The 21,605-nt window shown below is 69.9% G+C and carries 26 protein-coding genes; 13 read left to right on the top strand and 13 right to left on the bottom strand.

The window, feature by feature from the left end; genetic code table 11:
• Positions 1-35 precede the first annotated feature (35 nt).
• From ABD235_RS13865 to ABD235_RS13875, 3 genes are all read right to left on the bottom strand, one after another.
• Positions 36-797, bottom strand: coding sequence for a hypothetical protein (locus tag ABD235_RS13865; protein ID WP_344174040.1), 762 nt, complete (start codon positions 795-797; stop codon positions 36-38).
• 95 nt (positions 798-892) lie between these two features.
• Entirely contained in the window at positions 893-1,708 is an 816-nt protein-coding gene (locus ABD235_RS13870; protein ID WP_344174042.1) for a SigB/SigF/SigG family RNA polymerase sigma factor, read from the bottom strand.
• Positions 1,709-1,873: 165 nt separating this feature from the next.
• Complete coding sequence (locus ABD235_RS13875; protein WP_344174044.1) at positions 1,874-2,701, bottom strand: SAM-dependent methyltransferase; 828 nt, start codon at positions 2,699-2,701, stop codon at positions 1,874-1,876.
• A gap of 408 nt (positions 2,702-3,109) precedes the next feature.
• On the opposite strand from ABD235_RS13875, the gene ABD235_RS13880 reads away from it, so the two are divergent.
• Entirely contained in the window at positions 3,110-3,343 is a 234-nt protein-coding gene (locus ABD235_RS13880) for a DUF397 domain-containing protein (RefSeq protein ID WP_344174046.1), read from the top strand.
• Positions 3,344-3,622: 279 nt separating this feature from the next.
• Here the strand turns inward: ABD235_RS13880 and ABD235_RS13885 are convergent, their stop codons facing one another.
• Positions 3,623-3,814, bottom strand: coding sequence for a hypothetical protein (locus ABD235_RS13885; RefSeq protein WP_012919557.1), 192 nt, complete (start codon positions 3,812-3,814; stop codon positions 3,623-3,625).
• A gap of 23 nt (positions 3,815-3,837) precedes the next feature.
• On the bottom strand, positions 3,838-4,032 hold the full coding sequence (locus ABD235_RS13890) for a hypothetical protein (RefSeq protein ID WP_344174049.1): 195 nt from the start codon (positions 4,030-4,032) through the stop codon (positions 3,838-3,840).
• Between the two features lie 444 nt (positions 4,033-4,476).
• On the opposite strand from ABD235_RS13890, the gene ABD235_RS13895 reads away from it, so the two are divergent.
• On the top strand, positions 4,477-5,343 hold the full coding sequence (locus ABD235_RS13895; protein WP_344178649.1) for a helix-turn-helix domain-containing protein: 867 nt from the start codon (positions 4,477-4,479) through the stop codon (positions 5,341-5,343).
• A gap of 68 nt (positions 5,344-5,411) precedes the next feature.
• Here ABD235_RS13895 and ABD235_RS13900 read toward each other — a convergent pair whose 3' ends face one another.
• Positions 5,412-6,038: a DUF2461 domain-containing protein gene (locus ABD235_RS13900; RefSeq protein ID WP_344174051.1), complete on the bottom strand. Its 627-nt coding sequence runs from the start codon at positions 6,036-6,038 to the stop codon at positions 5,412-5,414.
• Between the two features lie 31 nt (positions 6,039-6,069).
• On the opposite strand from ABD235_RS13900, the gene ABD235_RS13905 reads away from it, so the two are divergent.
• Complete coding sequence (locus tag ABD235_RS13905; RefSeq protein ID WP_344174053.1) at positions 6,070-7,194, top strand: MalY/PatB family protein; 1,125 nt, start codon at positions 6,070-6,072, stop codon at positions 7,192-7,194.
• Here the strand turns inward: ABD235_RS13905 and ABD235_RS13910 are convergent.
• Together ABD235_RS13910 and ABD235_RS13915 are read right to left on the bottom strand one after the other, a co-directional pair.
• The gene (locus ABD235_RS13910) at positions 7,175-8,326 is read right to left on the bottom strand and encodes an epoxide hydrolase family protein (RefSeq protein WP_344174056.1); all 1,152 of its coding nucleotides are present in this window, start codon (positions 8,324-8,326) and stop codon (positions 7,175-7,177) included. The genes ABD235_RS13905 and ABD235_RS13910 overlap by 20 nt on opposite strands.
• 49 nt (positions 8,327-8,375) lie before the next feature.
• The gene (locus ABD235_RS13915; protein WP_344174058.1) at positions 8,376-8,630 is read right to left on the bottom strand and encodes a hypothetical protein; all 255 of its coding nucleotides are present in this window, start codon (positions 8,628-8,630) and stop codon (positions 8,376-8,378) included.
• 325 nt (positions 8,631-8,955) lie between these two features.
• On the opposite strand from ABD235_RS13915, the gene ABD235_RS13920 reads away from it, so the two are divergent.
• Both ABD235_RS13920 and ABD235_RS13925 read left to right on the top strand, forming a co-directional pair.
• The gene (locus ABD235_RS13920; protein WP_344174060.1) at positions 8,956-9,366 is read left to right on the top strand and encodes an ArsR/SmtB family transcription factor; all 411 of its coding nucleotides are present in this window, start codon (positions 8,956-8,958) and stop codon (positions 9,364-9,366) included.
• Positions 9,363-10,388 carry a cation diffusion facilitator family transporter gene (locus tag ABD235_RS13925; protein WP_344174062.1) on the top strand — a complete coding sequence of 342 codons (1,026 nt, stop codon included), beginning with the start codon at positions 9,363-9,365 and terminating at the stop codon, positions 10,386-10,388. Before ABD235_RS13920 ends, ABD235_RS13925 begins: the two co-directional genes overlap by 4 nt.
• Here ABD235_RS13925 and ABD235_RS13930 read toward each other — a convergent pair.
• On the bottom strand, positions 10,342-10,851 hold the full coding sequence (locus tag ABD235_RS13930) for a GNAT family N-acetyltransferase (RefSeq protein ID WP_344174064.1): 510 nt from the start codon (positions 10,849-10,851) through the stop codon (positions 10,342-10,344). The genes ABD235_RS13925 and ABD235_RS13930 overlap by 47 nt on opposite strands.
• A gap of 85 nt (positions 10,852-10,936) precedes the next feature.
• Here ABD235_RS13930 and ABD235_RS13935 point away from each other — a divergent pair, with 85 nt between their 5' ends.
• Complete coding sequence (locus tag ABD235_RS13935) at positions 10,937-11,209, top strand: DUF1905 domain-containing protein (protein WP_344174066.1); 273 nt, start codon at positions 10,937-10,939, stop codon at positions 11,207-11,209.
• A 300-nt stretch (positions 11,210-11,509) separates the two neighbouring features.
• Here the strand turns inward: ABD235_RS13935 and ABD235_RS13940 are convergent, their stop codons facing one another.
• A complete protein-coding gene (locus ABD235_RS13940; protein ID WP_344174068.1) occupies positions 11,510-13,108 on the bottom strand; it encodes an ABC-F family ATP-binding cassette domain-containing protein in 1,599 nt (532 codons plus the stop codon).
• Between the two features lie 163 nt (positions 13,109-13,271).
• On the opposite strand from ABD235_RS13940, the gene ABD235_RS13945 reads away from it, so the two are divergent.
• The gene (locus tag ABD235_RS13945) at positions 13,272-13,523 is read left to right on the top strand and encodes an amphi-Trp domain-containing protein (protein ID WP_344174070.1); all 252 of its coding nucleotides are present in this window, start codon (positions 13,272-13,274) and stop codon (positions 13,521-13,523) included.
• On the opposite strand, the gene ABD235_RS13950 is transcribed toward ABD235_RS13945, so the two are convergent.
• Complete coding sequence (locus ABD235_RS13950) at positions 13,520-14,503, bottom strand: methyltransferase (RefSeq protein ID WP_344174072.1); 984 nt, start codon at positions 14,501-14,503, stop codon at positions 13,520-13,522. The two genes, ABD235_RS13945 and ABD235_RS13950, sit on opposite strands and share 4 nt — an antisense overlap.
• A 61-nt stretch (positions 14,504-14,564) precedes the next feature.
• Between ABD235_RS13950 and ABD235_RS13955 the strand changes: the two genes are divergently transcribed.
• Together ABD235_RS13955 and ABD235_RS13960 are read left to right on the top strand one after the other, a co-directional pair.
• Positions 14,565-15,017 (top strand): MarR family winged helix-turn-helix transcriptional regulator, encoded by a 453-nt coding sequence (locus tag ABD235_RS13955; RefSeq protein WP_344174074.1) that lies wholly within the window; start codon positions 14,565-14,567, stop codon positions 15,015-15,017.
• Positions 15,014-16,009 (top strand): 2-dehydropantoate 2-reductase, encoded by a 996-nt coding sequence (locus ABD235_RS13960; RefSeq protein WP_344174076.1) that lies wholly within the window; start codon positions 15,014-15,016, stop codon positions 16,007-16,009. The genes ABD235_RS13955 and ABD235_RS13960 overlap by 4 nt, the downstream gene beginning before the upstream one ends.
• On the opposite strand, the gene idi is transcribed toward ABD235_RS13960, so the two are convergent.
• The gene (gene idi / locus ABD235_RS13965) at positions 15,998-16,573 is read right to left on the bottom strand and encodes an isopentenyl-diphosphate Delta-isomerase (RefSeq protein WP_344174079.1); all 576 of its coding nucleotides are present in this window, start codon (positions 16,571-16,573) and stop codon (positions 15,998-16,000) included. The genes ABD235_RS13960 and idi overlap by 12 nt on opposite strands.
• Before the next feature lie 202 nt (positions 16,574-16,775).
• On the opposite strand from idi, the gene tyrS reads away from it, so the two are divergent.
• From tyrS to ABD235_RS13980, 3 genes are read left to right on the top strand one after another with little or no spacing between them, the layout of a single operon-like run.
• Positions 16,776-18,014, top strand: coding sequence for a tyrosine--tRNA ligase (tyrS, locus tag ABD235_RS13970; protein WP_344174082.1), 1,239 nt, complete (start codon positions 16,776-16,778; stop codon positions 18,012-18,014).
• A 1-nt stretch (position 18,015) separates the two neighbouring features.
• Positions 18,016-19,212 (top strand): aminoglycoside phosphotransferase family protein, encoded by a 1,197-nt coding sequence (locus tag ABD235_RS13975; RefSeq protein WP_344174084.1) that lies wholly within the window; start codon positions 18,016-18,018, stop codon positions 19,210-19,212.
• Positions 19,213-19,225: 13 nt separating this feature from the next.
• Complete coding sequence (locus ABD235_RS13980) at positions 19,226-20,053, top strand: NAD(P)H-binding protein (protein WP_344174086.1); 828 nt, start codon at positions 19,226-19,228, stop codon at positions 20,051-20,053.
• A 22-nt stretch (positions 20,054-20,075) separates the two neighbouring features.
• On the opposite strand, the gene ABD235_RS13985 is transcribed toward ABD235_RS13980, so the two are convergent.
• A complete protein-coding gene (locus ABD235_RS13985) occupies positions 20,076-20,675 on the bottom strand; it encodes a TetR/AcrR family transcriptional regulator (protein WP_344174088.1) in 600 nt (199 codons plus the stop codon).
• Between the two features lie 93 nt (positions 20,676-20,768).
• Here ABD235_RS13985 and ABD235_RS13990 point away from each other — a divergent pair, with 93 nt between their 5' ends.
• A complete protein-coding gene (locus ABD235_RS13990; protein WP_344174091.1) occupies positions 20,769-21,515 on the top strand; it encodes an SDR family NAD(P)-dependent oxidoreductase in 747 nt (248 codons plus the stop codon).
• Positions 21,516-21,605 lie beyond the last annotated feature (90 nt).

Below are 21,605 nucleotides of genomic sequence, written 5' to 3' on the forward strand. Positions count from 1 at the left end.
GCGCGGAGCTGCCGGACCGCTGGTGCTCCGGACGCCTACCGCTCTGGCCGTCGCCGGCTGCGGGGCGTACGCCGGGCCGGCGGCACGCTCGGCGGCGTCCGGCGACGTACCACCCGGCGATCCGCGTGGCCGGTTCCCTCGGCGACCGGGGTGATCTCGCGCGGCCCGTCGAGGTCGATCACGCGGGGCACGTACTCGGGGAGCGGCTCGTCGTCGTACGGCTCCAGCACCGGCTCAGGCTTCGGCGTCGGGACCCGGACCGGCGCCCGGGCCGCGGCCTCCTTGCTGGCCCGCGGCTTCTCCTCCACGATCGCCACCGCCGGCGCCGGCACCGCGACCGGAACCACCTTCACCGGCCACCGGGTCTGCACGTCGATCCCGAGCACCCGCACGAGCTTGCCCAGGACAACGATCGTCAGCGCCACCGCGAACACGCTGCACCCCGCGAACAGAACCGCCTGCCAACCGGCGCTCCAGTTCGACGGGTCGGTCCGCCGCATCGCGGCCAGCATCGCAACCACGACGGCGTTCGTCAGTCCCAGAACCACGGTGGCCAGGACGGTCCAGATCAGCTCGCGGCGTTCCAGGCCGACATCGTCGGCCGCGGCAACCAGTCCCGCGACCAGCCCGGCCAGCACCGGAACGGTGTAGACCAGCGCCAGCGCGAGACCCGGACTGGCGACCAGGTAGAACACGTCGAAGACGAGCGCCGTACCGGCCAGGGCACCGGCGAAGCCCACCACCATCCGCGGATACCACCGCACCACGGCGATCGCATCCTTGGGCAACGTCCACATCAACCGGTAGTACAAGGCCCTCGTTTTCCCAGGCTCGTCGAGCGTTCACTGCCATTGTGCCCGTCTTCGACGGCGGCGAACGCCAACCACACACCTCAGGCGACGGCCGGGAGCGGGGAGAGCTTGGCCCGCAGGTCGTCGAGGATGCGGCGCAGGACCCGGGAGACCTGCATCTGGCTGACCCCGATGTCCTTGCCGATCTCGGACTGCGTCCAGCCTTCGATGAAGCGCAGCTGCAGGATCCGGCGTTCGCGCGGACCGAGGTCCTCGAGCACCGGCTGCAGCATGTCGACCGCTTCCAGCTGGTCGATGCTGTTGTCCTCGTCGGCAACGACATCGGCCAGCGTCAGGTCGGCGTCCGTCTCGGCCGGGCGGTCGAGCGAGAGCACGTTGAAACAGCCGCGCGCGGCCAAGGCCTGCTCGACCTCGGCCGGCTCGACGTCCAGGTGGTCGGCGATCTCGGCCGGCGTGGGCTCGCGGTTCAGCTGCTGCTCGAGCTCGGGCAGCTTGCCGGCGATCGTGCCCTGCATCTCCTGCAGCCGGCGCGGAATCCGTACGGTCCACGCGCAGTCGCGGAAGTAGCGCTTCACCTCGCCCCGGATGGTCGGGATGGCGAACCCGATGAACGGGGTGTCGGCGTCCAGCCGGTAGTGGTGCGCGGCCTTCAGCAGACCGAGCGACGCGACCTGTTCCAGGTCGTCGGCCTCGGCTCCGCGGCCGCGGAAGCGGCGGGCGATGCCCTTGGCCATCTCCAGGTTGAGCTCGACGACCTGCTCGAGCAGCTGCTGCCGCTCGGCCTCGTCGGTGCTGGCGGCACGGCGTTCCAGTAGCTCGTGAGTGGCGGCCTCGCGCGCGGCCCGATCGGCCGCGGTCGAACACTGGGTCGGAACGGTACTGAGACTGGTGACCATTACTACGACCTCGCGACAAGAGTCACGGCGTGGCACATCTCTGGACCACAAGCACTGCTGGCCACTCCGTACCCCGAAGCGGTCGACACCATGCACACCGGCCCGGGAACGGCAGAAGGCGCGCACTCCCCGAGGGGAGTGCGCGCCTTCGGACGCCGTACGGCGTCAGGCCTTCTTCGCGATGCCCGCCATCAGGATGCGCTGGTACGGCTGCAGCTCGTCGACGTCGGGGACGTCGCCGTCGGGGTCGGCCGGGTTCCAGCGCTCGAGGAAGTCCAGACCCGGGGGAATCAGCGGCAGACCGAGGAAGTGCTGCTCGATCCGCTCCGGCGTCCGGATCCAGCCGTTGCCGAGGCTCTCCAGGCCGGCCTGCTCCATCGCCTTCTGCAACGGCTCACCGGTGTCGACGAAGTCGGTGATGAACAGGTAGCTGCCCGGGGCAAGCTTGTCCATCAGCGTGCGGACCCACTCGTCCGGCTTCTCGTCGTCGTGGAAGTGCATGTGGATGCCCACGATCATCAGCGCGATCGGGCGGTCCCAGTCCAGGTGGTCCTTGATCTCGGGGTGGTCGAGGATCTCCTGCGGCTTGCGCAGGTCCGCGGTCACCACGATCGTGCTGTCGTTGGTGGCCAGCAGCGCCCGGCCGTGCGCGAGCACGATCGGGTCGACGTCGACGTAGACCACGCGCGCGTCGGGGTTGATCTCCTGCGCCGCCTGGTGGGTGTTCTTCTGGGTCGGCAGGCCGCTGCCGATGTCCAGGAACTGGTCGATGCCCGCGTCCCGGACCAGGTACTGCACGCCCCTGACCAGAGCGGCCCGGTTGTCGATCGCGCAGCGGCCGGCGTCCGGGACGAACTTCAGGTAGGTCGCCGCACCCTCACGGTCGGCGGCGAAGTTGTCCTTGCCACCCAGCAGTGCGTCGTACACGCGCGCGATGGTGGGTTGGGAGGTGTCGAACGCCGGAGTGGACTCCGAGCCGTCGGGATTCGCCATCGACGCAGCCTTTGTGTTGTAGGGATCAGTGCCGGTCACTGTAGTGCATTTCGATACCACTGGGACCCCTGGATCAGTGCCCTCGCGAGGTTCGTCCGAGCTGAATCCGAAAAGCCTGATTTCTCAACTAGGCAAGGGATTCCGGGCCGCCCGGTGCGGCAGTACCGGCAGCTGTCCGCGAGTACGGCGTACCGGCGACCCGGTCGGAGTCTGCCCTACTTGCGCACCGGTCAACCACGCGGCGTGGAACCGCCGGAATCCATCACCCAAAGCGACACCGCGGGGCTGCGCGACACACCTTCGGCCACGCTCCGTATTGGACCGGACACGAGGCCCTCCAACGTGTACGATGCAAATGCAAGCCCAAATGCACGTGCATATGCCAAAGACGTACGGAAGGTGCAGCTGATGACTGCTGTCTACAACGGCATGCCTGGCGACGCGATGAGCGAGCTGATCTGGCGCAAGAGCCAGCGGAGCGGCCCCAACGGCAACTGCGTTGAGGTGGCGAAGCTTCCCGGCGGCGGCGTGGCGATGCGGAACTCGCGTCACACCGACGGCCCGGCCCTGGTGTTCACCCACGCGGAGATCGAGGCGTTCCTCGGCGGCGTCCACGACGGCGAGTTCGACGACCTCGCCTGATCGGTCCCGACGCAGGACCTCTGACGAGAAACCCCCCACCGGGCGAGCGGTGGGGGGTTTCTTCATGTCCGGTCCAGGTCCCTCGACCGCAGCGGCCGGGCCCAGGCATGACAAAAGGCCGTCCCTTGAGGAGGAGGACGGCCTTTTGCCCAGCCGTCTCCTGAGGAGGGAGACGGCCTTCCAACGAGGCGCTCCGGGAACCGTGGAGCGGTGGTGCCCCGCCGGCGGACCCGATCACTGGCCCGCGGACGGTCGATTGATGAGGCTGTACTACTAGGGCTACTGCACGGTGAGCGGCCAGAGCTGCTCGCTGCGCGGCAGCTCCGAGGCGCTGCCGGGGCCGGCCGCGTTGTCGACGGTGATGCGCAGACCGGTGAACTTGGGCGTCATCACCCGCTGGTAGCGCGAGGCCCGGTCCGGCTCCGCGACGTACTCGGCGATCAGGTGGTCGCCCAACCAGATCCGCACCATTTTCCGTCCTCCTCGATCGCTGTTCATGGACTCAGGCTCACGATCGGGTCGCCGTCGAGCTGACGGACGCCGCGGAGCCATCCTTCGAAGGCCCAGCGCTGCTGCTCGGGGCAGCGCGCCACCAACTCCTGGATCTCCCGCTCGGTGAGCTCGTCAGGGGCACGTTCGCCGGTCTGCGCGGCGACGTACTCGACGGGCTGTGCGTCGTGGTCACTCATCGACTCGGGTACCCCAACCAGTCGTGCCGGCAGCCAGCTGCCGACGGGCCAAAGGTCCGGCCTGCCAGTTCTCGCGATGTCACTTGGCGCGAGATCCAGCTCACCTTCTGTGCATGAAGTAATCATGGCGTCGGCACGCTGCGAATGCAAGCGCCCGATGCACGTGCATTCGCACGTTTTGCGTTTGTGACCTTGTGGAGACCTGTTTCAGGCTCAGCAGGCTCGGCGCAGGCGTGATCTCGCCGTCCTCGACGGCCCGAATCGGCGCTATTATGTCCGGACAAACCCGGCCGATCCGATGGCCTAGGCTGGGCCCGCAATGACCCTGGGTAGTGGTCCGGGCGCGACCACGACTCTTAAGTAAGAACTTCGACAGATCACCTGCCGAACGTGCGATGATTTGGCTCGGGGTAGACAGAGGCAGCTGGGGCGTCGGAGGTGAGTGTGACGGAGTCGGGCGCGCAAAGCGGGCCGACCGCGCTTCGCATCATCCTGGGAGCGCACCTGCGCAGAATGCGTGAGGCCGCCGGCATCACCCGTTCCGACGCGGGCTGGGAGATCCGGTCGTCGGAGTCGAAGGTCAGCCGGATGGAGCTCGGCCGGGTCGGCTTCAAGGAGCGCGACGTCGCCGACCTGCTCCGGCTCTACGGCCTGGACGACCCCGAGGAGCGCGAGCGACTGCTCTCCCTCGCGCGGGATGCGAACAACCCCGGCTGGTGGCACCGCTTCGGCGACGTGCTGCCGAGCTGGTTCCACTCCTACCTCGGGCTCGAGGCGTCGGCTCAGCTGATCCGTACCTACGAGCTGCAGTTCGTGCCCGGCCTGCTGCAGACCGAGGAGTACGTGCGCGCCGTCGTCCAGCTCGGCCGCGGTCTGATCCCGGCCGACGAGGTCGACCGCCGCGTGTCGCTGCGGATCAACCGCCAGGAGGTTCTGACCCGCCCGAGCCCGGTCCGGCTCTGGGCCGTCGTCGACGAGGCGGCCCTGCGCCGGCCGATCGGCGGCGTGAAGGCGATGCGCGACCAGCTGGAGTCGTTGATCGAGGCGACCCACATGCCGAACGTGACGCTCCAGGTGATGCCGTTCGAGGCCGGTGGCCACGCGGCGACCGGTGGCGCGTACAGCATCCTGCGTTTCCCCGAGCAGGACCTGCCGGACATCGTCTACATCGAGCACCTGACCAGCGCGCTCTACCTGGACAAGCTCGAGGACCTCGACCAGTACACGGCGACGATGGAAGCCCTCTGCGTCGCGGCGCCGCCGCCGAGCCGGACCCGCGACCGGATCGCGACCATCCTCAAGGACTTCTGACCGGACGCCGTGCTGCTCGAGGCCCTGCGCTGTTCGAGGCCCGGTGCTGTTCGAGGGCGCGGCGCCGATCAGGCGTTGGCGTCCAGCCAGTCGAGCAGCGGCGTGACGTCCCGCCAGTCGGCGCGGACCCGGTCGACCAGCTCGGCCGTGTGGATCACCGGCTCGAACCCGTACGACTTGTTCAGCGCGATCGACTTGTGCCGTAGCAGCTCGATCCGCGGGTGCGCGGCGTCGTACCCGCGCGGTGAGGTCTTGAGCTTCTCGCCGCCGATCGTCCAGCCGGCGGCGACCAGCGCGTCGAGCAGGTTCTGCAGCTCCTTGCCGCGGCGGTCCTCGTCGATCGCGGTCCGGATCCGCCCGAGCCGGTCCGCGGCCGCCTCGTAGAACCCGGCTCCCACCCGTACGCCGGGCGCTGACAGCTCCACGTACCGGCCGGTCGACGGCCCGGTCGGCAGGAACGCGCCCTGATGCGTCTTGTACGGCGTCTTGTCCTTGGCGAACCGCACGTCGCGGTACGGCCGGAAGATCTTCGCCGCCCCGAACTCCGCCTCCAGCTCGGCCAGCAACGCGGCCATCGGCGCCTTCACCGACTCCTCGTACACGTGCTTGTGCTCGGCCCAGAAGGTCTTGGTGTTGTCCATCTCGAGGTCGTCGTAGAAGTCCAGCGCGGCGACCGGGAACCCGGTGAAGCTCATGGGTTCACCTTAGTGTCAGTAACCTGAAGCGATGCTGACGGTTCCCACTCTCGACGTCCTCCGGCAACGCCGCAGCGAGAAGTGGTCCGGGCACCCGCCGGGGGTGATCGGCGCGACGGTCGCCGAACTGGACTTCGAGCTCGCGGCACCGATCGCGACCGTGCTGCACGACGCCGTCTCCCGCAGCGATCTCGGCTACGCGCACGAGGTGACGCCGCGACTGCGGGAGGCCTTCACCGGGTTCGCCGCGCGGCGACTCGGGTGGCAGGTCGATCCCGATCGCCTGACGCTGATCCCCGAGGTGCTGATCGGGCTGATCGAGTTGTGCCGGGTGCTCGCGCCGGGCGGCAAGGTCGGGTTCGCGACCGCCGAGTACCCGCCGTTCCTCCAGCAGCTCCCGCCGGCCGGCTTCACGATCCGGCAGATTCCGCTGCGGAGCGATGGCTCGTTCGACCTCGACCAACTGACCGCCGAGTTGCGTGACGGACTGCGGGTGCTGATCCTGGCCAGCCCGCACAACCCGACCGGTCGCGTGCTGCCGCGGGCCGAGCTCGAGCAGATCGCCGAGCTGTGCGCCCAGTACGACGCGTGGGTGCTCGCCGACGAGATCCACGCGCCGCTCGTCCTCCCCGGCGCCGAGTTCGTGCCCTGGCTGGAGGTGTCCGACGCCGCGCGCGACCGCGGGATCGCGCTGACCTCGGCGTCGAAGGCGTTCAACCTGGCCGGCCTCAAGTGCGCGCTGATGGTGACCGCCTCGGATCGCGCGCAGGACGTCGTACGGCGGTTGCCGTTCTCGGCCGAGCAGGTCGGGCTGCTCGGGGTGATCGCGGCGGAGACGGCCTTCTCCGAGGGTGATCCTTGGCTCGACGCGTTGCTCACCCAGCTCGACCGGAACCGGACGCTGATCGGTGAGCGGCTGCCGGCCGGAATCACCTGGTCGCCGCCGCAGGCGACGTACCTGGGCTGGCTCGACTGCGCGGGACTGGACCTCGCGCCGGACCCGGCGTCGTTCTTCCTGCGCGCGGCGAAAGTTGCCCTGGGCACCGGTTCGGACTACGACCCGGCGGGGCGCGAGCGGGTCCGGCTCAACTTCGGCACCGGACCGGAGCTGCTCGGCGAGATCCTCGACCGGATGACTAGATCGCTAGCCCGCTGAAGAAGGCGCGGATGTCGTCGACCAGCACGGTGGGTTGCTCCATCGCGGCAAAGTGACCGCCGTCCGGGTAGGTCGTCCAGCGGACGATGTTCTCGGTCCGGTCGGCGATCGCGCGCAGCGGGATGAAGTTGTCGTGGGCAAAGTCCGCGACGGCCGTCGGCGTGCGGGACGGCTCGAGCGGCCGGCCGTGGTGGGCGCGTTCGTAGTAGATGCGCCCGGCCGAACCCGCCGTACCGGTGAGCCAGTAGAGCATCACCGTGGTGAGCAGGTGGTCGCGGCCGATCGGGTTCCGCTGGTCGGCCCACTCGTGGAACTTCTCCGCGATCCAGGCCAGCTGGCCGACCGGCGAGTCGACCAGTGCGTAGGCGAGCGTCTGCGGGCGGGTCGACTGCAGGTCGGCGTACCCCTGCTTCTCCTGCTGCCACGCGCGCGTCCGCTGCCAGGACGCGATCGTCCGCGCGCGCTCGGCGGGATCCAGCGCGGCCAGCTCCTGCTCGGTCGGCTCGGCCGTCGCGGCACCACCGGGCAGCAGGTTGAGATGTACGCCGATCACCTGGTCGGGCCGGATCCGTCCCAGCTCGCGCGAGATCGCAGCGCCCCAGTCACCACCCTGTACGCCGTACCGCCGATGGCCGAGCTGGTCCATCAGCTCGGCGAAGGCGCGGGCGACCCGGTTGACCTCCCAGCCCGGTTCGCTGGTCGGGCCGGACAGGCCGAAGCCCGGGATGCTCGGGATCACCAGCTCGAACGCCGGCGCTCCCCCGGCGCCGTGCCCGCGCGGATCGGTCAGCGGTCCGGCGACGTCGACGAACTCCGCGATCGAGCCGGGCCAGCCGTGCGTGAGCAGCAGCGGGATCGCGTCGGGCTCGGGCGAGGAGACGCGCGCGAAGTGGACCCGCGTGCCGTCGATCGTGGTGGTGAACTGCGGCCACTCGTTCAGCCGGGCCTCGGCGGCGCGCCAGTCGTACTCGTGCCGCCAGTACTGCACCAATTCACGCAGGTAGTCGCGCGGTACGCCGTACGCCCACCCGACGCCGGGCAGCTCGTCGGGCCAGCGGGTCAGGTCGAGCCGCAGTGCGAGGTCGTCGAGCTGCTGCTGGGGAATCGCCAGCCGGAAAGGTTCGAGGGTCACGACCGCAGCTTCCCGCAGCCGCGTGCCCCGGCGCACCCGGTTTGCCGGGTCAGGCGTCGACCTTCCGGTCGTGCACGAGCTTCAGCACCAGCGCGACCAGCAACGCCAGGACGCCGGCCACGAGCACGACGGTCACCAGGGTGACCGAGTTGTTGAGCTTGCCGTCGCAGGCCATCGGGGTGATCCCCCCGGCCGGCGAGAACGCCGATCCGCAGTCGACACTGCTCACCGAGACCGACCGGAACCCGAGTCCCAGGCCGACCAGCAGCAGCACGACTCCGGCAGCCGCCAGAACCTTGTTCATCGTCGTCACGATCGCGCCGACACCATCTCCCGCGGGCCGGCCAACGGCACGACCCGACTGCCCCGTAACACTTCGTTCACTCCCGACTTCGACCGACACCTCTACGAACTTACGGTCCGCTGTGCGCTGATCCACCCCGACAGAGCCGTCAGCAGTGATTCTTCACAGAGTCCTTACTCAGGACAAACCAGCTCGTCACGATGGTCTCAGAGCACGATACGGGCAGTGACAGTGGCATACCAGTGCCACCTTCGGCGACACGGTGCAAGTGTTCCGACACTCCGGTGGCTGGCTCCGCGAGCACCGGTGCTCTACCGTGTGACATATGAAGAGTTCTGCAGATGTGCAGTCCGCTGCCGCGGTCGACGCCTGTGCGGTGAAACTGGTCGACCCCGAGCGCGTGGCGGCCGTCAACGCCAGGATGCCTTCCGAGCAGGACGTCGTCGACACGGCCGACGTGTTCGGGCTGCTCGGCGACCCCCGGCGGCTCAAGCTGCTCGTCGCACTGCTCGACGGCGAACTCTGCGTCTGCGACCTCGCCGCCGTCACCGGCCTGAGCGAGTCGGCGACCTCGCACGCTCTGCGGCTGCTCCGCGCCCACCGCGTCGTCTCCGTACGGCGGGACGGCCGGATGGCCTACTACCGCCTCGACGACTCCCACGTCCGCATGCTCGTGGATCTCGCGGTCGCCCACACCGAGCACACCGACGCCATCCACCCCGAGCGCACCTCATGAACGCGCACGAGCCGGTGGACGCGGCCCGTCCGGCGTCCGCGGCCGGACACGGCCACGGGCACGGCCACGGGCACGGCGTCAGCGCTGATGCCGACCGGAAGCTCCTGAGTGGTGCTCTCGCGCTGATCCTCGCCTTCATGGCGGCCGAGGTCATCGTCGGTTTTGCGGCCGGGTCGCTGGCGCTGATCACCGACGCCGCGCACATGCTCACCGACGCGATCGCGATCGCGCTCGCGCTGGTCGCGATCCGGCTGGCCGCACGCCCGCCGGCCGGTGGGTTCACGTTCGGCTTCAAGCGGGTCGAGATCCTGTCCGCGCAGGCCAACGGCATCACGCTGCTGCTGCTCGCGGCGTTCTTCGTCTACGAGTCGGTCCAGCGGATGATCCACCCGCCGGAGGTCGAGGGCGTCCTGGTCCTGATCACCGGTGTGGTCGGCATCGTCGTCAACCTCGCCGCGACCTGGCTGATCAGCAAGGCGAACCGGTCCAGCCTGAACGTCGAGGGCGCGTTCCAGCACATCCTCAACGACCTGTTCGCGTTCATCGCGACCGCGCTGGCCGGGCTGGTGGTCCTGCTGACCGGTTTCACCCGCGCCGACTCGATCGCCGCGCTGATCGTCGCCGCGCTGATGCTGAAGGCCGGCATCGATCTGGTCCGCGCCTCCGGCCGGATCTTCCTCGAGGCCGCACCCGCCGGAGTCGACCCGGCCGCGCTCGGCAAGGAACTGTGCCGCATCCCGGGCGTCGTCGAGGTGCACGACCTGCACGTCTGGGAGATCACCTCCGGCGAACCGGCCGCGTCCGCGCACATCCTCGTCCGCGAGGGGCTCGACTGCCACCTGATCCGCGAACAGATCGAGCAGGTGCTGGCCGAGCGGCACCACCTGACCCACTCGACCCTCCAGGTCGACCACGCGTCAGGCGACGTACCGGAACTTCACTGCAACGACGCGCACGGCGCCGTGCACCGCGCGGTCACAACCGTCGCGCCAGCACCTGACCCGGCCACACCGAGTCATTGACCGGTACGCCGAACGTCTGTGTCCGGGTGAACCCCTGGCGCTCGTAGTACCGGACGAGGGCGCCGTCGTCTCCGGCGTAACAGTCGACGCGGACCAGGCCGACGCCTTCGTCCTGGGCCAGCTTCAGGGCGTGCTCGATCAGCGCCGTGCCGATCCCGCTGCCCTTCGCCGTCCGGTCGGTCACCAGGAGGCGGATGTACAGCTCGGGCTCGATCGCGGCCGGGATGTGGTCCTGCGGCGGACCGACGGCCAGCGCGCCGACCACACGGCCGTCGCGCTCACCGATCCACAGCCCGCCGTCGGCCGCGAACCCGGTGACCTGCGCGATCCGCCGCGGGTTGGTCGAGTGCGGCTCGGTCCCCCACTGGCCGGTCCGGCCGTTGGCCACCAGCCACTCGGTCGCGCCGTCGAGCAGCGCGAGAACGGCCGGTACGTCGTCGTGTCCTCCGGTACGAATCTCCACGGATGGAATTGTCGCGCAGAATGATGTCGAAACCGGTCCGCCGGCTTCTACCTGTGGATAAAGCACCCGATCCGAGGAGGAACCGATGAACACCCTGGACCACGACTTCACCGCCGCCCTGCAGACCAGCGACGCCAAGGGTGGCTGGACGTACGTCGTGATGCCCGGCTCGGCCGAGTTCTTCGGCACCCGCGGCCTGGTCAAGGTCCGCGGCACGATGGACGGCCACCCGTTCGAAAGCGCCTTCATGGCCCTCGGCGACGGCACCCACAAGCTCCCGGTCAAGGCGGACGTCCGCAAGGTGATCGGCAAGACCACCGGCGACGAGATCACCGTCCACCTCTCCGAGCGCCTCTGACCGCTCGCCCCGCCCCTGCGGGGCGGGGCGAGCGGGAGGGGGTGAGAAGCGAGCCGCCCCGGGCCCACGCCCCTCCGGGGCGGGAGGGGGAATGGAGGGCGGCCGCCCCGGGCCCACGCCCCTCCGGGGCGGGAGGGGGAATGGAGGGCGGCCGCCCCAGGCCCACGCCCCTCCGGGGCGGGGCGGGATGGGTGGGATGAAGGGCGACCCCCCGGGCCCACGCCCCTCCGGGGCGGGGCGGGATGGGTGGGATGAAGGGCGACCCCCCGGGCCCACGCCCCTCCGGGGCGGGGCGAACGCTCACGCCAGTGAGACCAGCTCCAAGTAGTCGTCGGTCCACAGGTCCTCGGAGGCGTCCGGGAGGAGCAGGACGCGGTCGGGGCGGAGGGCTTCGATGGCGCCTTCGTCGTGGGTGACCATGACGATGGCGCCGGGGTAGTTGCCGACGGCTCCCAGCACCTCGTCGCGGGACGCGGGGTCGAGGTTGTTGGTGGGCTCGTCGAGCAGCAGCAAGTTGGCGCCCGAGTGGACCAGGCCGGCCAGCGCCAGCCTGGTCTTCTCGCCGCCCGACAGCACGTGCGCCGGCTTGTCCGCGTCGTCGCCGCTGAACAGGAACGAGCCGAGGACGTTGCGCACCTCACCGTCGGTGAGCCGCGGCGCGACGGCCGCCAGGTTCTGGCGGACCGTGCCGGCCAGGTCCAACGTGTCGTGCTCCTGCGCGAAGTACCCGAGCCGCAGCCCGTGCCCGTGCACGACCTCACCGCTGTCCGGCGTCTCGCGACCGGCGAGGATCCGGAGCAGCGTGGTCTTGCCCGCGCCGTTGAGCCCAAGGATCACCAACCGGCTTCCCCGGTCGACCGCGAGGTCGACGCCCTTGAGCACCTCCAGAGCGCCGTACGACTTGGTCAGGCCGACCGCACTCAGCGGAGTCCGACCGGACGGCGCCGGGTCGGGCAGCCGGATCCGCGCGACGCGCGCGGCCCGGCGTACCGGCTCGAGGTCGGCGAGCAGCTTGTCCGCCCGCCGCGCCATGTTGCGCGCGGCAACCGCCGTACTGGCTCCGGCCTGCATCTTCGCCGCCTGCGCGTGCAGCACCGCCGCCTTGCGCTCGGCCGTGTTCCGCTCGCGCGAACGACGCCGCTCGTCGGTCTCCAACTGGGTCAGGTACTTCTTCCAGCCCGTGTTGTGGACATCGATCGTGCGCCGCTGCGGGTCGAGATGGAAGACCCGGTTGACCGTTGCCGCCAGCAAGTTACGATCGTGGCTGATGACAACCAACCCGCCGGAGTACCCGAGCAGGAACGACCGCAACCAGACGACCGAGTCCGCGTCCAGGTGGTTGGTCGGCTCGTCGAGCAGCAACGTGTCGTGCTCGGCGAACAGGATCCGCGCCAGCTCGACCCGCCGCCGCTGCCCCCCGGACAGCTCGCCGATCGGTTGCTCGAGCGCGCGGATCGGCAACCCGACACCGGCCGCGAGCCGACCGGCCTCCGCCTCCGCGGCGTACCCGCCGGCTGCCTGGAACTCGGTCTCGGCCCGCGCGTACGCCGCCATCGCGCGCTCCTGCTCGGCGCCGGTCGCCGTGCTCATCGTGGCCTCGGCCCGCCGCAGCCGCTCGACCACGGTGTCCAGCCCGCGGGCGGACAGGATTCGCGCGGTGACGGTGAGCGTGGGATCGGCGGCGCGCGGGTCCTGCGGCAGGTACCCGACCGAGCCGGTTGTGGTGATGGTGCCGGTGGCCGGGCGCTCCTCGCCGGCCAGGGCCTTGAGCAGCGTGGTCTTCCCGGCGCCGTTGCGGCCGACCAGGCCGATCTTGTCGCCGGGACCGATGTGGAAGGACAGGTCCGACAGCAGCAGCTGGGCGCCGGCGCGGACGTCGACCGCGTGAACGGTGATCATGAAACTGGTTACTCTCTGTGATGACTGCGGGACACACTTCGGGTACGGAAGCGGGTCGCGCAGCTAGACACAGAGGCAAGTAGCCATGGCTCCACGATAGGTGAGCGGTTCAACACCGCGCAGCTGATTTTCGGTCGCCCCACCGGCTGCCAGGATGTGCGGCATGAGTGAGAGAGATGTCGAGAAGACGTACACCGTCGAGGAGTTCGCGGCGAAGCTGCGCCGGCTGGCCGACGCGCTGGAGGCCGGGAAGCCGTTCCGGATCCAGATCGCCGGGGAGCGGTTCACCGTCCCGCGGAACGCGCAGTTCAGCGTGGAGCACGAGCGCGGCGAGGACGAGGAAGAGGTCGAGTTCCAGCTGAAGTGGAGCCTCGCCGACAGCGACGAGGACGCCGAGGACGACGACGCGGTCTAGTCGGCGACCAGCAGCGAGAAGCGTTCGTCGCACTGGACGATCTCGCGTGGCGTGAAGCCGGCGGCGGTGACCAGGTCCGACCATTCCTGCTCGGTCCGGTCGACGCCGCCGGCGATCACCAGCATCTCGATGTCGTCGAACTTGGAGTAGTGCGCGGTGTTGCCCGGCGGGATCATCGTCTCGGCCACCAGGACGGGTGCGCTGGCGGTGCGGGTCGCGCGGAGGATCTGGATCGCCTGGTCGTCGGTGAAGTTGTGCAGGCAACTCTTGATCACGTAGACGTCGCCGGGCGGGACCGCGGTGAAGAAGTCGCCCGCGACGAGGTCGACCCGGTCGCGCAGGCCGGCAGCTTCGAGGGCCTGGTCGGCCGCGGGCAGGACGGCGTCGAGCTCGAGCAGTACGCCGCGAAGGTCGGGGTAGGCGGTCAGCAGTTCGATCAGCAGGTTGCCGGAGCCACCACCGAGGTCCACGACAGTCCCGTACGGCGAGAAGTCGTGCGCGGCGACGATCGGCGCCATCGCCTGGTCGTGGAAGCTCGCGACCGTCGCGCCGAAGACCGCGGCGTCGTCGGGGTGGGTCTGCAGGTAGTCGTAGATGCTGGTCCCGAAGGTGCTCTCGAAGGCGGGCTTCCCGGTCCGGACGGACTCGGCGATGTTCGCGTACGGCGACCAGAACGGTTCCAGGGCGAACATCTGGGCCGCGGCCCGCAGGGATCCGGGGACGTCTGAGCGGAGCAGCTCGGCGGTCTCGGTGAGCGTGAAGCGGCCGTCGGAGTCCTCGGCGAAGACGCCGATGCTCGCGGCGGCGCGGAGTACGCGGTAGAGCGCGCGAGGGTCGGCTCCGACTTGCTCAGCCAACTCGGCGGCGGTCAGCGGTTTGCCGACCAGCGCGTCGGCGATCCCGAGTTCGGCCAGTACGGCGAGGACCGGTGGGATCCGTTTGCCGTTCAGGTACGTGGTCAGTTGCTGTCGGGCGGTCATCGCTCCCCCTTGTCGTGATGGTCAGGCATCCTGACCGTAAAGGTAAGGTACCCTGACCGTCATGTCAACGGAGTACAGCTCACCCGGGCGGTGGTTCGGGTTGTTGCGGGTGGCGTTCGATCAGGCGATGACTGCCGTCGAGGCAGAGCTCGGTCAGCGGTATCCGGAGCTCCGGCCGGCCCACCTGCAACTGTTCCGGTTCGGTGGGATCGACGGGCTGCACACGAGTGAACTCGCGGCGCACGCAGGGATCACCAAGCAGTCGATGCACGAGCTGGTGACGCATCTGGAGCGGCACGGCTATCTGACCCGGGCACCCGACCCAGCGGACTCGCGGGCTCGGCTGGTGCGTTTGACGGCGAAAGGACGCCGGCTGGAGAAGGACCTGGTGCGCGCGATCGACGTCGTCCGGGACGACTGGCGGGAGCGACTCGGCGCCGAGCGGCTGGACGAGTTGTGGTCGATACTTCAGGAGCTGACCGGTGAGGTCACGCCCGGAGGGAGAACGCGGTGACGATCGCGGTGTACGGCGCCGGTGGGATCGGCTGCTACGTCGGAGGACGGCTGGTCGCCGGTGGGGCCGACGTCGTGTTCGTCGGGCGGCAGCGGGTCGGTGACGAACTGGCCGAGCACGGGCTTCGTCTGACCGACTACCTCGGCGCGGATCTGCGGGTGGACGGGCTGCGGTTCGCGACGACGGCGGCGGCGGTCGCGGACGCCGATCTGGTGCTGGTGACGGTGAAGTCGGCTGCGACCGAGGGGGCCGCCGACGAGCTGGCCGCCGTACTGAAGCCGGGTGCGGTGGTCGTGAGCTTTCAGAACGGCGTGCGGAACGGCGAGGTGCTGCGCGAGCGGTTGCCGGAGCAGATCGTGCTGTCCGGGATGGTCCCGTTCAACGTGCTGAACAAGGGCGGCGGAGCGTTCCACCAAGGCACCGAGGGTGGGCTCGACGTGCAGGAGCACGCCGCATTGACGCCGTACGTCGAAGCGTTCGGGAAGGCCGGCCTGCCGTTGACGCAGCACGCGGACCTCTTGCCGGTGCAGTGGGCCAAGTTGCTGCTCAATCTCAACAACCCGGTCAACGCGCTGTCCGACCTACCGTTGCGCGACGAGCTGTCGCAGCGTGGGTATCGTCGCTGCCTGGCCGCGGCACAGGAGGAGACGCTGAAACTCCTGCAGGCCAAGGGAATCCGGCCCGCCCGCCTCACCGCGCTGCCCGCCGACCGACTGCCGATGGTGCTCCGTCTACCGGACTTCCTCTTCCGCCGCCTGGCGTCGAAGATGCTCGCGATCGACCCGCACGCCCGCTCGTCGATGTGGGAAGACCTGCAAGCCGGCCGGCGCACCGAGATCGACTACCTGAACGGCGAGGTCGTCCGCCTGGCGGAGTCGCTCGACCGCACCGCTCCGGTCAATGCCAAGCTCGTCGACCTCATCCGCGCCGAAGAGGCCGGTCCGCGCCGAGCCTGGACCGGCGACGAGCTCTTCAAGCAGTTACGGATGTAGAGCTGCAGGCGGGAGCAGACTCGGGTCACCTACGACCCAGTCGGCAGGCGTCCCACCCAAAGCTGCCAAGGCGTCCAGCTGCAGCAGGCACCAAGGCGACAGGCCCGGCCACCCGGCGACGTCCGCCCACTCCACCCACTCGTACGCCGCGACCTCCGCCGGATCGGGCCGCGGGTCGCCGTCCCATCTGACGCGGTAGACCGGACACAGCTCGTTCTCGACGATCCCCGCCGGCATCTCCGCGCGGTAGCGGAACTCGGGCAGCACCAGGTCGACCTGCTCGGCGACGGCGATCACGCCGAGCTCGTCGGACAGCCGCCGGCGGACGGCGTCCGGAAGTGCCTCGCCGGGCAGGGGATGCCCGCAGCAACTGTTCGTCCAGACGCCCGGCCAGGTGGTCTTGGTGTGCGCCCGCTGGGTCAGCAGCACCCGGCCGCGCCGGTCGAACACGTAGCTGGAGAAGGCGAGGTGCAACGGCGTCGACGCGTGGTGCACGGTCGCCTTGTCCTCGGTGCCGATCGCCCGTCCTGCCTCGTCCAGCAGGACGACCTTCTCGGTGTTCATCGGTCAAGCCTAGTGCTAGCCTGGCGAACGTGACGAAGCAGCAGGCGACGTATCGACCGGCTCTGGGAGGAGCCGGGAGCTAGTCGTTCCCTGAAGCAGCTTCGTACCAGAGCCTCCGAGGCAGGAACCGTCCGGTTCCTGCCTCTTTTCGTTGCCGGGAGGCTCGCCGTGGCCTCTCGCCGTCTGCTCCGAGAGGACCCCCATGAACGACGCCCAGGCCGTGATCGACCGGTTACGGCGGACCACCGACACCATCGTCGGCGAGGCCGACCTGCGCACCCGGCTGGAGTCCGGCCGCCCGCTGCGGATCAAGTACGGCGTCGACTGCACCGCGCCCGACCTGCACCTCGGGCACGCGGTCAACCTGTGGATGATGCGCGGCCTGCAGGACCTCGGCCACACCGTCGTGTTCCTGCTCGGCGACCTGACCACGCGGATCGGCGACCCGACCGGCCGCAGCGAGACCCGACCGATGCTGACGCCGGAGGAGATCGAGGTGAACGCGGCCGCGTTCCTCGAGCAGGTGTCGCTGGTCTTGCGGACCGACCCCGAGGTGTTCGAGGTACGGCGCAACTCCGAGTGGTACGACGCGATGGACGTCGCGACGCTGCTCGGCCTGTTCGCGCAGGTGACCCAGGCGCAGCTGATGGCGCGCGACATGTTCCGCAGCCGGGTCGCGGCCGGCCGCGAGATCGCGCTGCACGAACTGACGTACCCCGTCCTCCAGGGCTACGACAGCTTCGCCCTGGGCAGCGACCTGACGATCGTGGGGTCGGACCAACTGTTCAACGAGCAACTAGGGCGGCACTTCCAGCAACGGCTGGGCGCCGAACCGCAGGTGGTGATCACCAGCACGATCACGCCCGGCCTCGACGGCGGCCCGAAGCAGTCGAAGTCGCTGAACAACTACGTCGCGCTGACGGACTCGCCCCAGGACAAGTTCGGCAAGCTGATGAGCCTGCCGGACGACCTGGTCGAGACGTACGCCCGCGTCTACACCGAGCTGCCGCTGGACGCCGTCGCCGCACTCGGCAGCGCCGCCGCGGTCGGCGGACCGGCTGCCCGGGACGCCAAGCTCAGGCTGGCCGCAGCCGTGGTCACCCGCTACCACTGCGCCGGTACGGCGCGAGCCGAGCTGGACGCGTTCCAGCGCGTGTTCTCGCAGCGGACCGAGCCGGTTGACCTGCCGGAGGTGGTCATCGACTCGCCGGCACTGTCGGCGCTGGAGTTGCTGATCGCCGTACGGCCGGATGTCAGCAAGTCGGAGCTACGACGGCTGCTGCGGCAGGGCGCGGTCAGTATCGACGGGATGAAACTGACCGACCCGGAGGAGACCGTCGACCTGCACGCGGGCGCCGTCGTACGCACGGGTCGGCGGACCTGGCACCGAGTCCGGCGTAATTCGCAGGCGGCGGCCCCCGCTATGCCGGACCATCGGTGAGGTGAGCGAGACGAAGACGGTGGAGGCGCTGGTCAGCCTCGGCGACCGGTACCTGGGCAGGGTGCCGGCCTTCGAGGCCGACCGGCCGTGGTGGTCCGAGATCGAGGCGACCACGGCGTCCTTGGATCGGCTGCTCGGCGTGCAGAGCCTGGTGCTGCGGTTGGTCCATGCCGACGAGGCGGAGACTCGTCGCGGTGGCCGCGTGGTGTACCACGTCCAGGTCGCCGCGGAGCCGCGTCCGGGAGTCCTCCATCCGGCGCCACGGCCGGAGTGGGCCGAGATCGTGAAGCCGCATCCGCTCCGCGCGACCTGGGCCGAGGTCGACGGTCCACGGCGGCTGATCGAGTGGGCGCAGGGCATCCTCGGTCCCGTCCGGCCGGCGCAGGTCAAGACGTGGAACCTGTCCTGCCTCGTTCGCCTGGACGACGCGTGGGCGAAGGCGACCAGCTCGTTCTGCAGCGTCGACGCCGAGGTCATCCGCCAGGTCCACCGGTACGACGAGACGCTGGCGCCCGGCGTACTCGGGGTCGATCCGGCGAACCGATGGTCGTTGCTGGAGCACGCGCCCGGCGTCGACTGCTGGGAACCGGACGACGAGACGCTGCGCGACGTGATCGGCCGGTGGGTCACCGTCCAGGCGACTCTCGATCCGGCCGAGCTGCGGACACCCCGGATGCTTCCGCAGGAGGTGGCCGGCGAACTCACCGGGCTGCTCGACGGCGACGCCGGCTCGCAGCTGTCGCCCGACGACCTCGCGCAGGCCCGGCGACTGGTCGACGTACTGCCCGGCCTGGTGGCGACGCTGGAGTCCGCGGGCCTGCCCAACACCTTGGTGCACGGCGACTTCCATACCGGGAACTGGCGCTCCGACGGAACCACCCGCCGGATCGTCGACTGGGCCGACAGCCATCTCGGCCATCCGGCCACGGACCTGCACCGGCTCTGCGGCTATCTCCCACCCCAGCAGCAGGAACTGGCCCGGTCGACCTGGGTCGCCGCCTGGCGCAGCCACTGGCCGGCCGGCGATCCGGCTCGGGCCCTCCCGCCGATCGCGGTGCTCAGCCGACTGCTCGGCGCGATCACCTACCAGCGGTTCCTGGACAACATTGAGCCCGACGAACGCGTCTACCACGAGGGCGATCCCGCCCACGAGATCGCCGGCGCCGTCGGGACCGCGACCGAACTCGGCCTGCTGTGACGAAGGGAAACCCATGACGATCTTGGTGACCGGCGCTTCCGGCAACGCGGGCGGTGCCGTCGTCCGCGCGCTCGCGGCGAACGGCGTACCTGCGAAGGCCCTGCTGCGTCGTGAGCGGGAGCTGCCGCCCGGCATCGACTTGCTGCAAGGGGATCTCAACGAACCCCAGACGTTCGCGGCGGGGCTCGAAGGGGTGAGCGGGATCTTCCTGCTCAGCGGGTACGCGGGGACCGAGGAGCTGCTGGCGAAAGCTGCGGCCGCCGGCGTCGAGCGGGTGGTGCTGCTGTCGAGCAGTTCGGTGGTCGGTACGACGACCGACAACGCCATCGCGGCGTACCACCTGCAGACCGAGCGGGCGGTCGAGGCGTCGGGCCTCGAGTGGACGTTCCTCCGGCCGAACACCTTCATGTCCAACACGTTGCGCTGGCTCGACCAGGTGCGGGCGGGTGACGAGATCACGGTGCAGTACCCCGAGGTGCCGATCTCGACGATCCACCCCGACGACATCGCGGACGTCGCGGTGCGGGCGCTGACAGAGGACGGTCACGCGGGTACGGCGTACCGGTTGACCGGGCCGGTCGCGCTGCGGCCGGCCGAGCAGGTGGGGATCCTCGGCGAGGTGCTCGGACGGCCGCTGCGCGCGGTCGAGTTGTCGCGGGAGGAGTCTCACGCCGAGTTGCTCGCCGCGATGCCGGAGGCCTACGCGAACGCCATCGACGGGTTCTTCGGTGCCGGAGTGGTCGACGAGACGACGGTCAACGACACGGTCGAGACCGTCACCGGCCACCCGGCGCGGACCTTGCGGAAGTGGGCCGAGGAGAACGCCGCGCGCTTCGCCTGACGCGGGTCGACGCCGTACGGCGTCAGCTGACGGCGAGCGTGCGCAGGTGGTCGATCATCGTGTCGACGGACTTGATCAGCGGGTCCGGCGAACGGCGGACCTGGCTGAGCAGCAGGCCGCCCTGCACGGCGGCGAGCATGGCGACCGCGAGCTGGGCGGTGTCGGCGGACCGGCTGAGCTCACCGCGGTCCTGCATGCGGGTGAGACCGTCCTGGATCAGCGACTCCCACATCTGGAAGGCGTTCGCGAGCTGAACCCGGGCGACCGGATCGGACTCGGACAGATCGCTGGCCAGGGAGCCGAGCGGGCAGCCGCCGGCGCACTGGGTGGCGGTCAGAATGCCCACCATCAGGTCCCGCCAGTTGCCGAGGGCATCGAAGTTGTCGAGCGTGTCGAGGCCCTGGCACTGGGCGTCCAGCACCTGGCCGGTCTGGTACTCGATCACGGCCAGGACCAGCGCGTTCTTGCCCGGGAAGTAGTGGTAGAGCTGCGACGGGCTGACCGCGGCCGCGCCCTGGATGTCCTCGACGGTGGTCCGCGCGACGCCCTGGTCGAGCATCAGCCGCGAGGCCGCCGCGACGATCCGCTCGCGGGTCGCCTGTCCCTTGCGTGTCAGTGTCACGCGGTCGAGCCTACCGATTTTGGAGTTGATACTCCAATTTTGGATCCGCAGGATTGGAGCAACTACTCCAACCAGCGAAAGCGACAGCATCTGATGACTGCAGACTTCACCGGCCGGACCGCCCTCGTCACCGGCAGCACCAGCGGGATCGGGCGTGAGGTGGCCACCCAGCTCGCCGCCCGGGGCGCGCACGTGATCGTCAGCGGGCGCGACACCGAGCGCGGCGAGGCCACCGTCGCCGCGATCCGCGCGGACGGCGGCAAGGCCGACTTCGTCCAGGCCGACCTGACCGATCCCGCCAGCGTGACGCACCTGGCCGCGCGGGCGGTCGAGCTCGGCGGGCAGGTCGACGTACTGGTCAACAACGCGGGGCTGTTCCCGATCGCGCTCACCCCCGAGGTGTCGGCGAGCGAGTTCGAGACCGTGTACGCCGTGAACGTGCGGGCGCCGTTCTTCCTGGTCGCCGCGCTGGCGCCGGCGATGGTCGAGCGTGGGTACGGCGCGATCGTGAACGTCACGACGATGGTGGCCACGTTCGGGATGGCCGGGATGGCGGTCTACGGCTCGAGCAAGGCCGCGTTGCAGCTGCTCACCAAGACGTGGGCCGCCGAGTTCGGCGCGGCCGGCGTCCGGGTGAACGCGGTCAGCCCCGGTCCCACCCGCACCGAAGGCACCGCCGTACTCGGCGACAACCTCGACGGCTTCGCCCTGACCACACCCCTCAGCCGCGTCGGCCGCCCCGAGGAGGTGGCAGCCGGGATCGTCTGGCTCGCCTCCGACGCCGCCAGCCTCGTCCACGGCGCCATCCTGCCGGTGGACGGCGGACGTCTGGCGGTCTGACCGCGTGGCCCCACTTTGAGCACCGGCCAGCCGCCCGAACGCTCCCGAGACGGCTGGGCCGTGCTCAAGGTGGGATCCAGCAGCGACCAA

This window comes from Kribbella lupini (assembly GCF_039529595.1).
In the GTDB taxonomy this organism is placed as follows: Bacteria; Actinomycetota; Actinomycetes; order Propionibacteriales; family Kribbellaceae; genus Kribbella; species Kribbella lupini.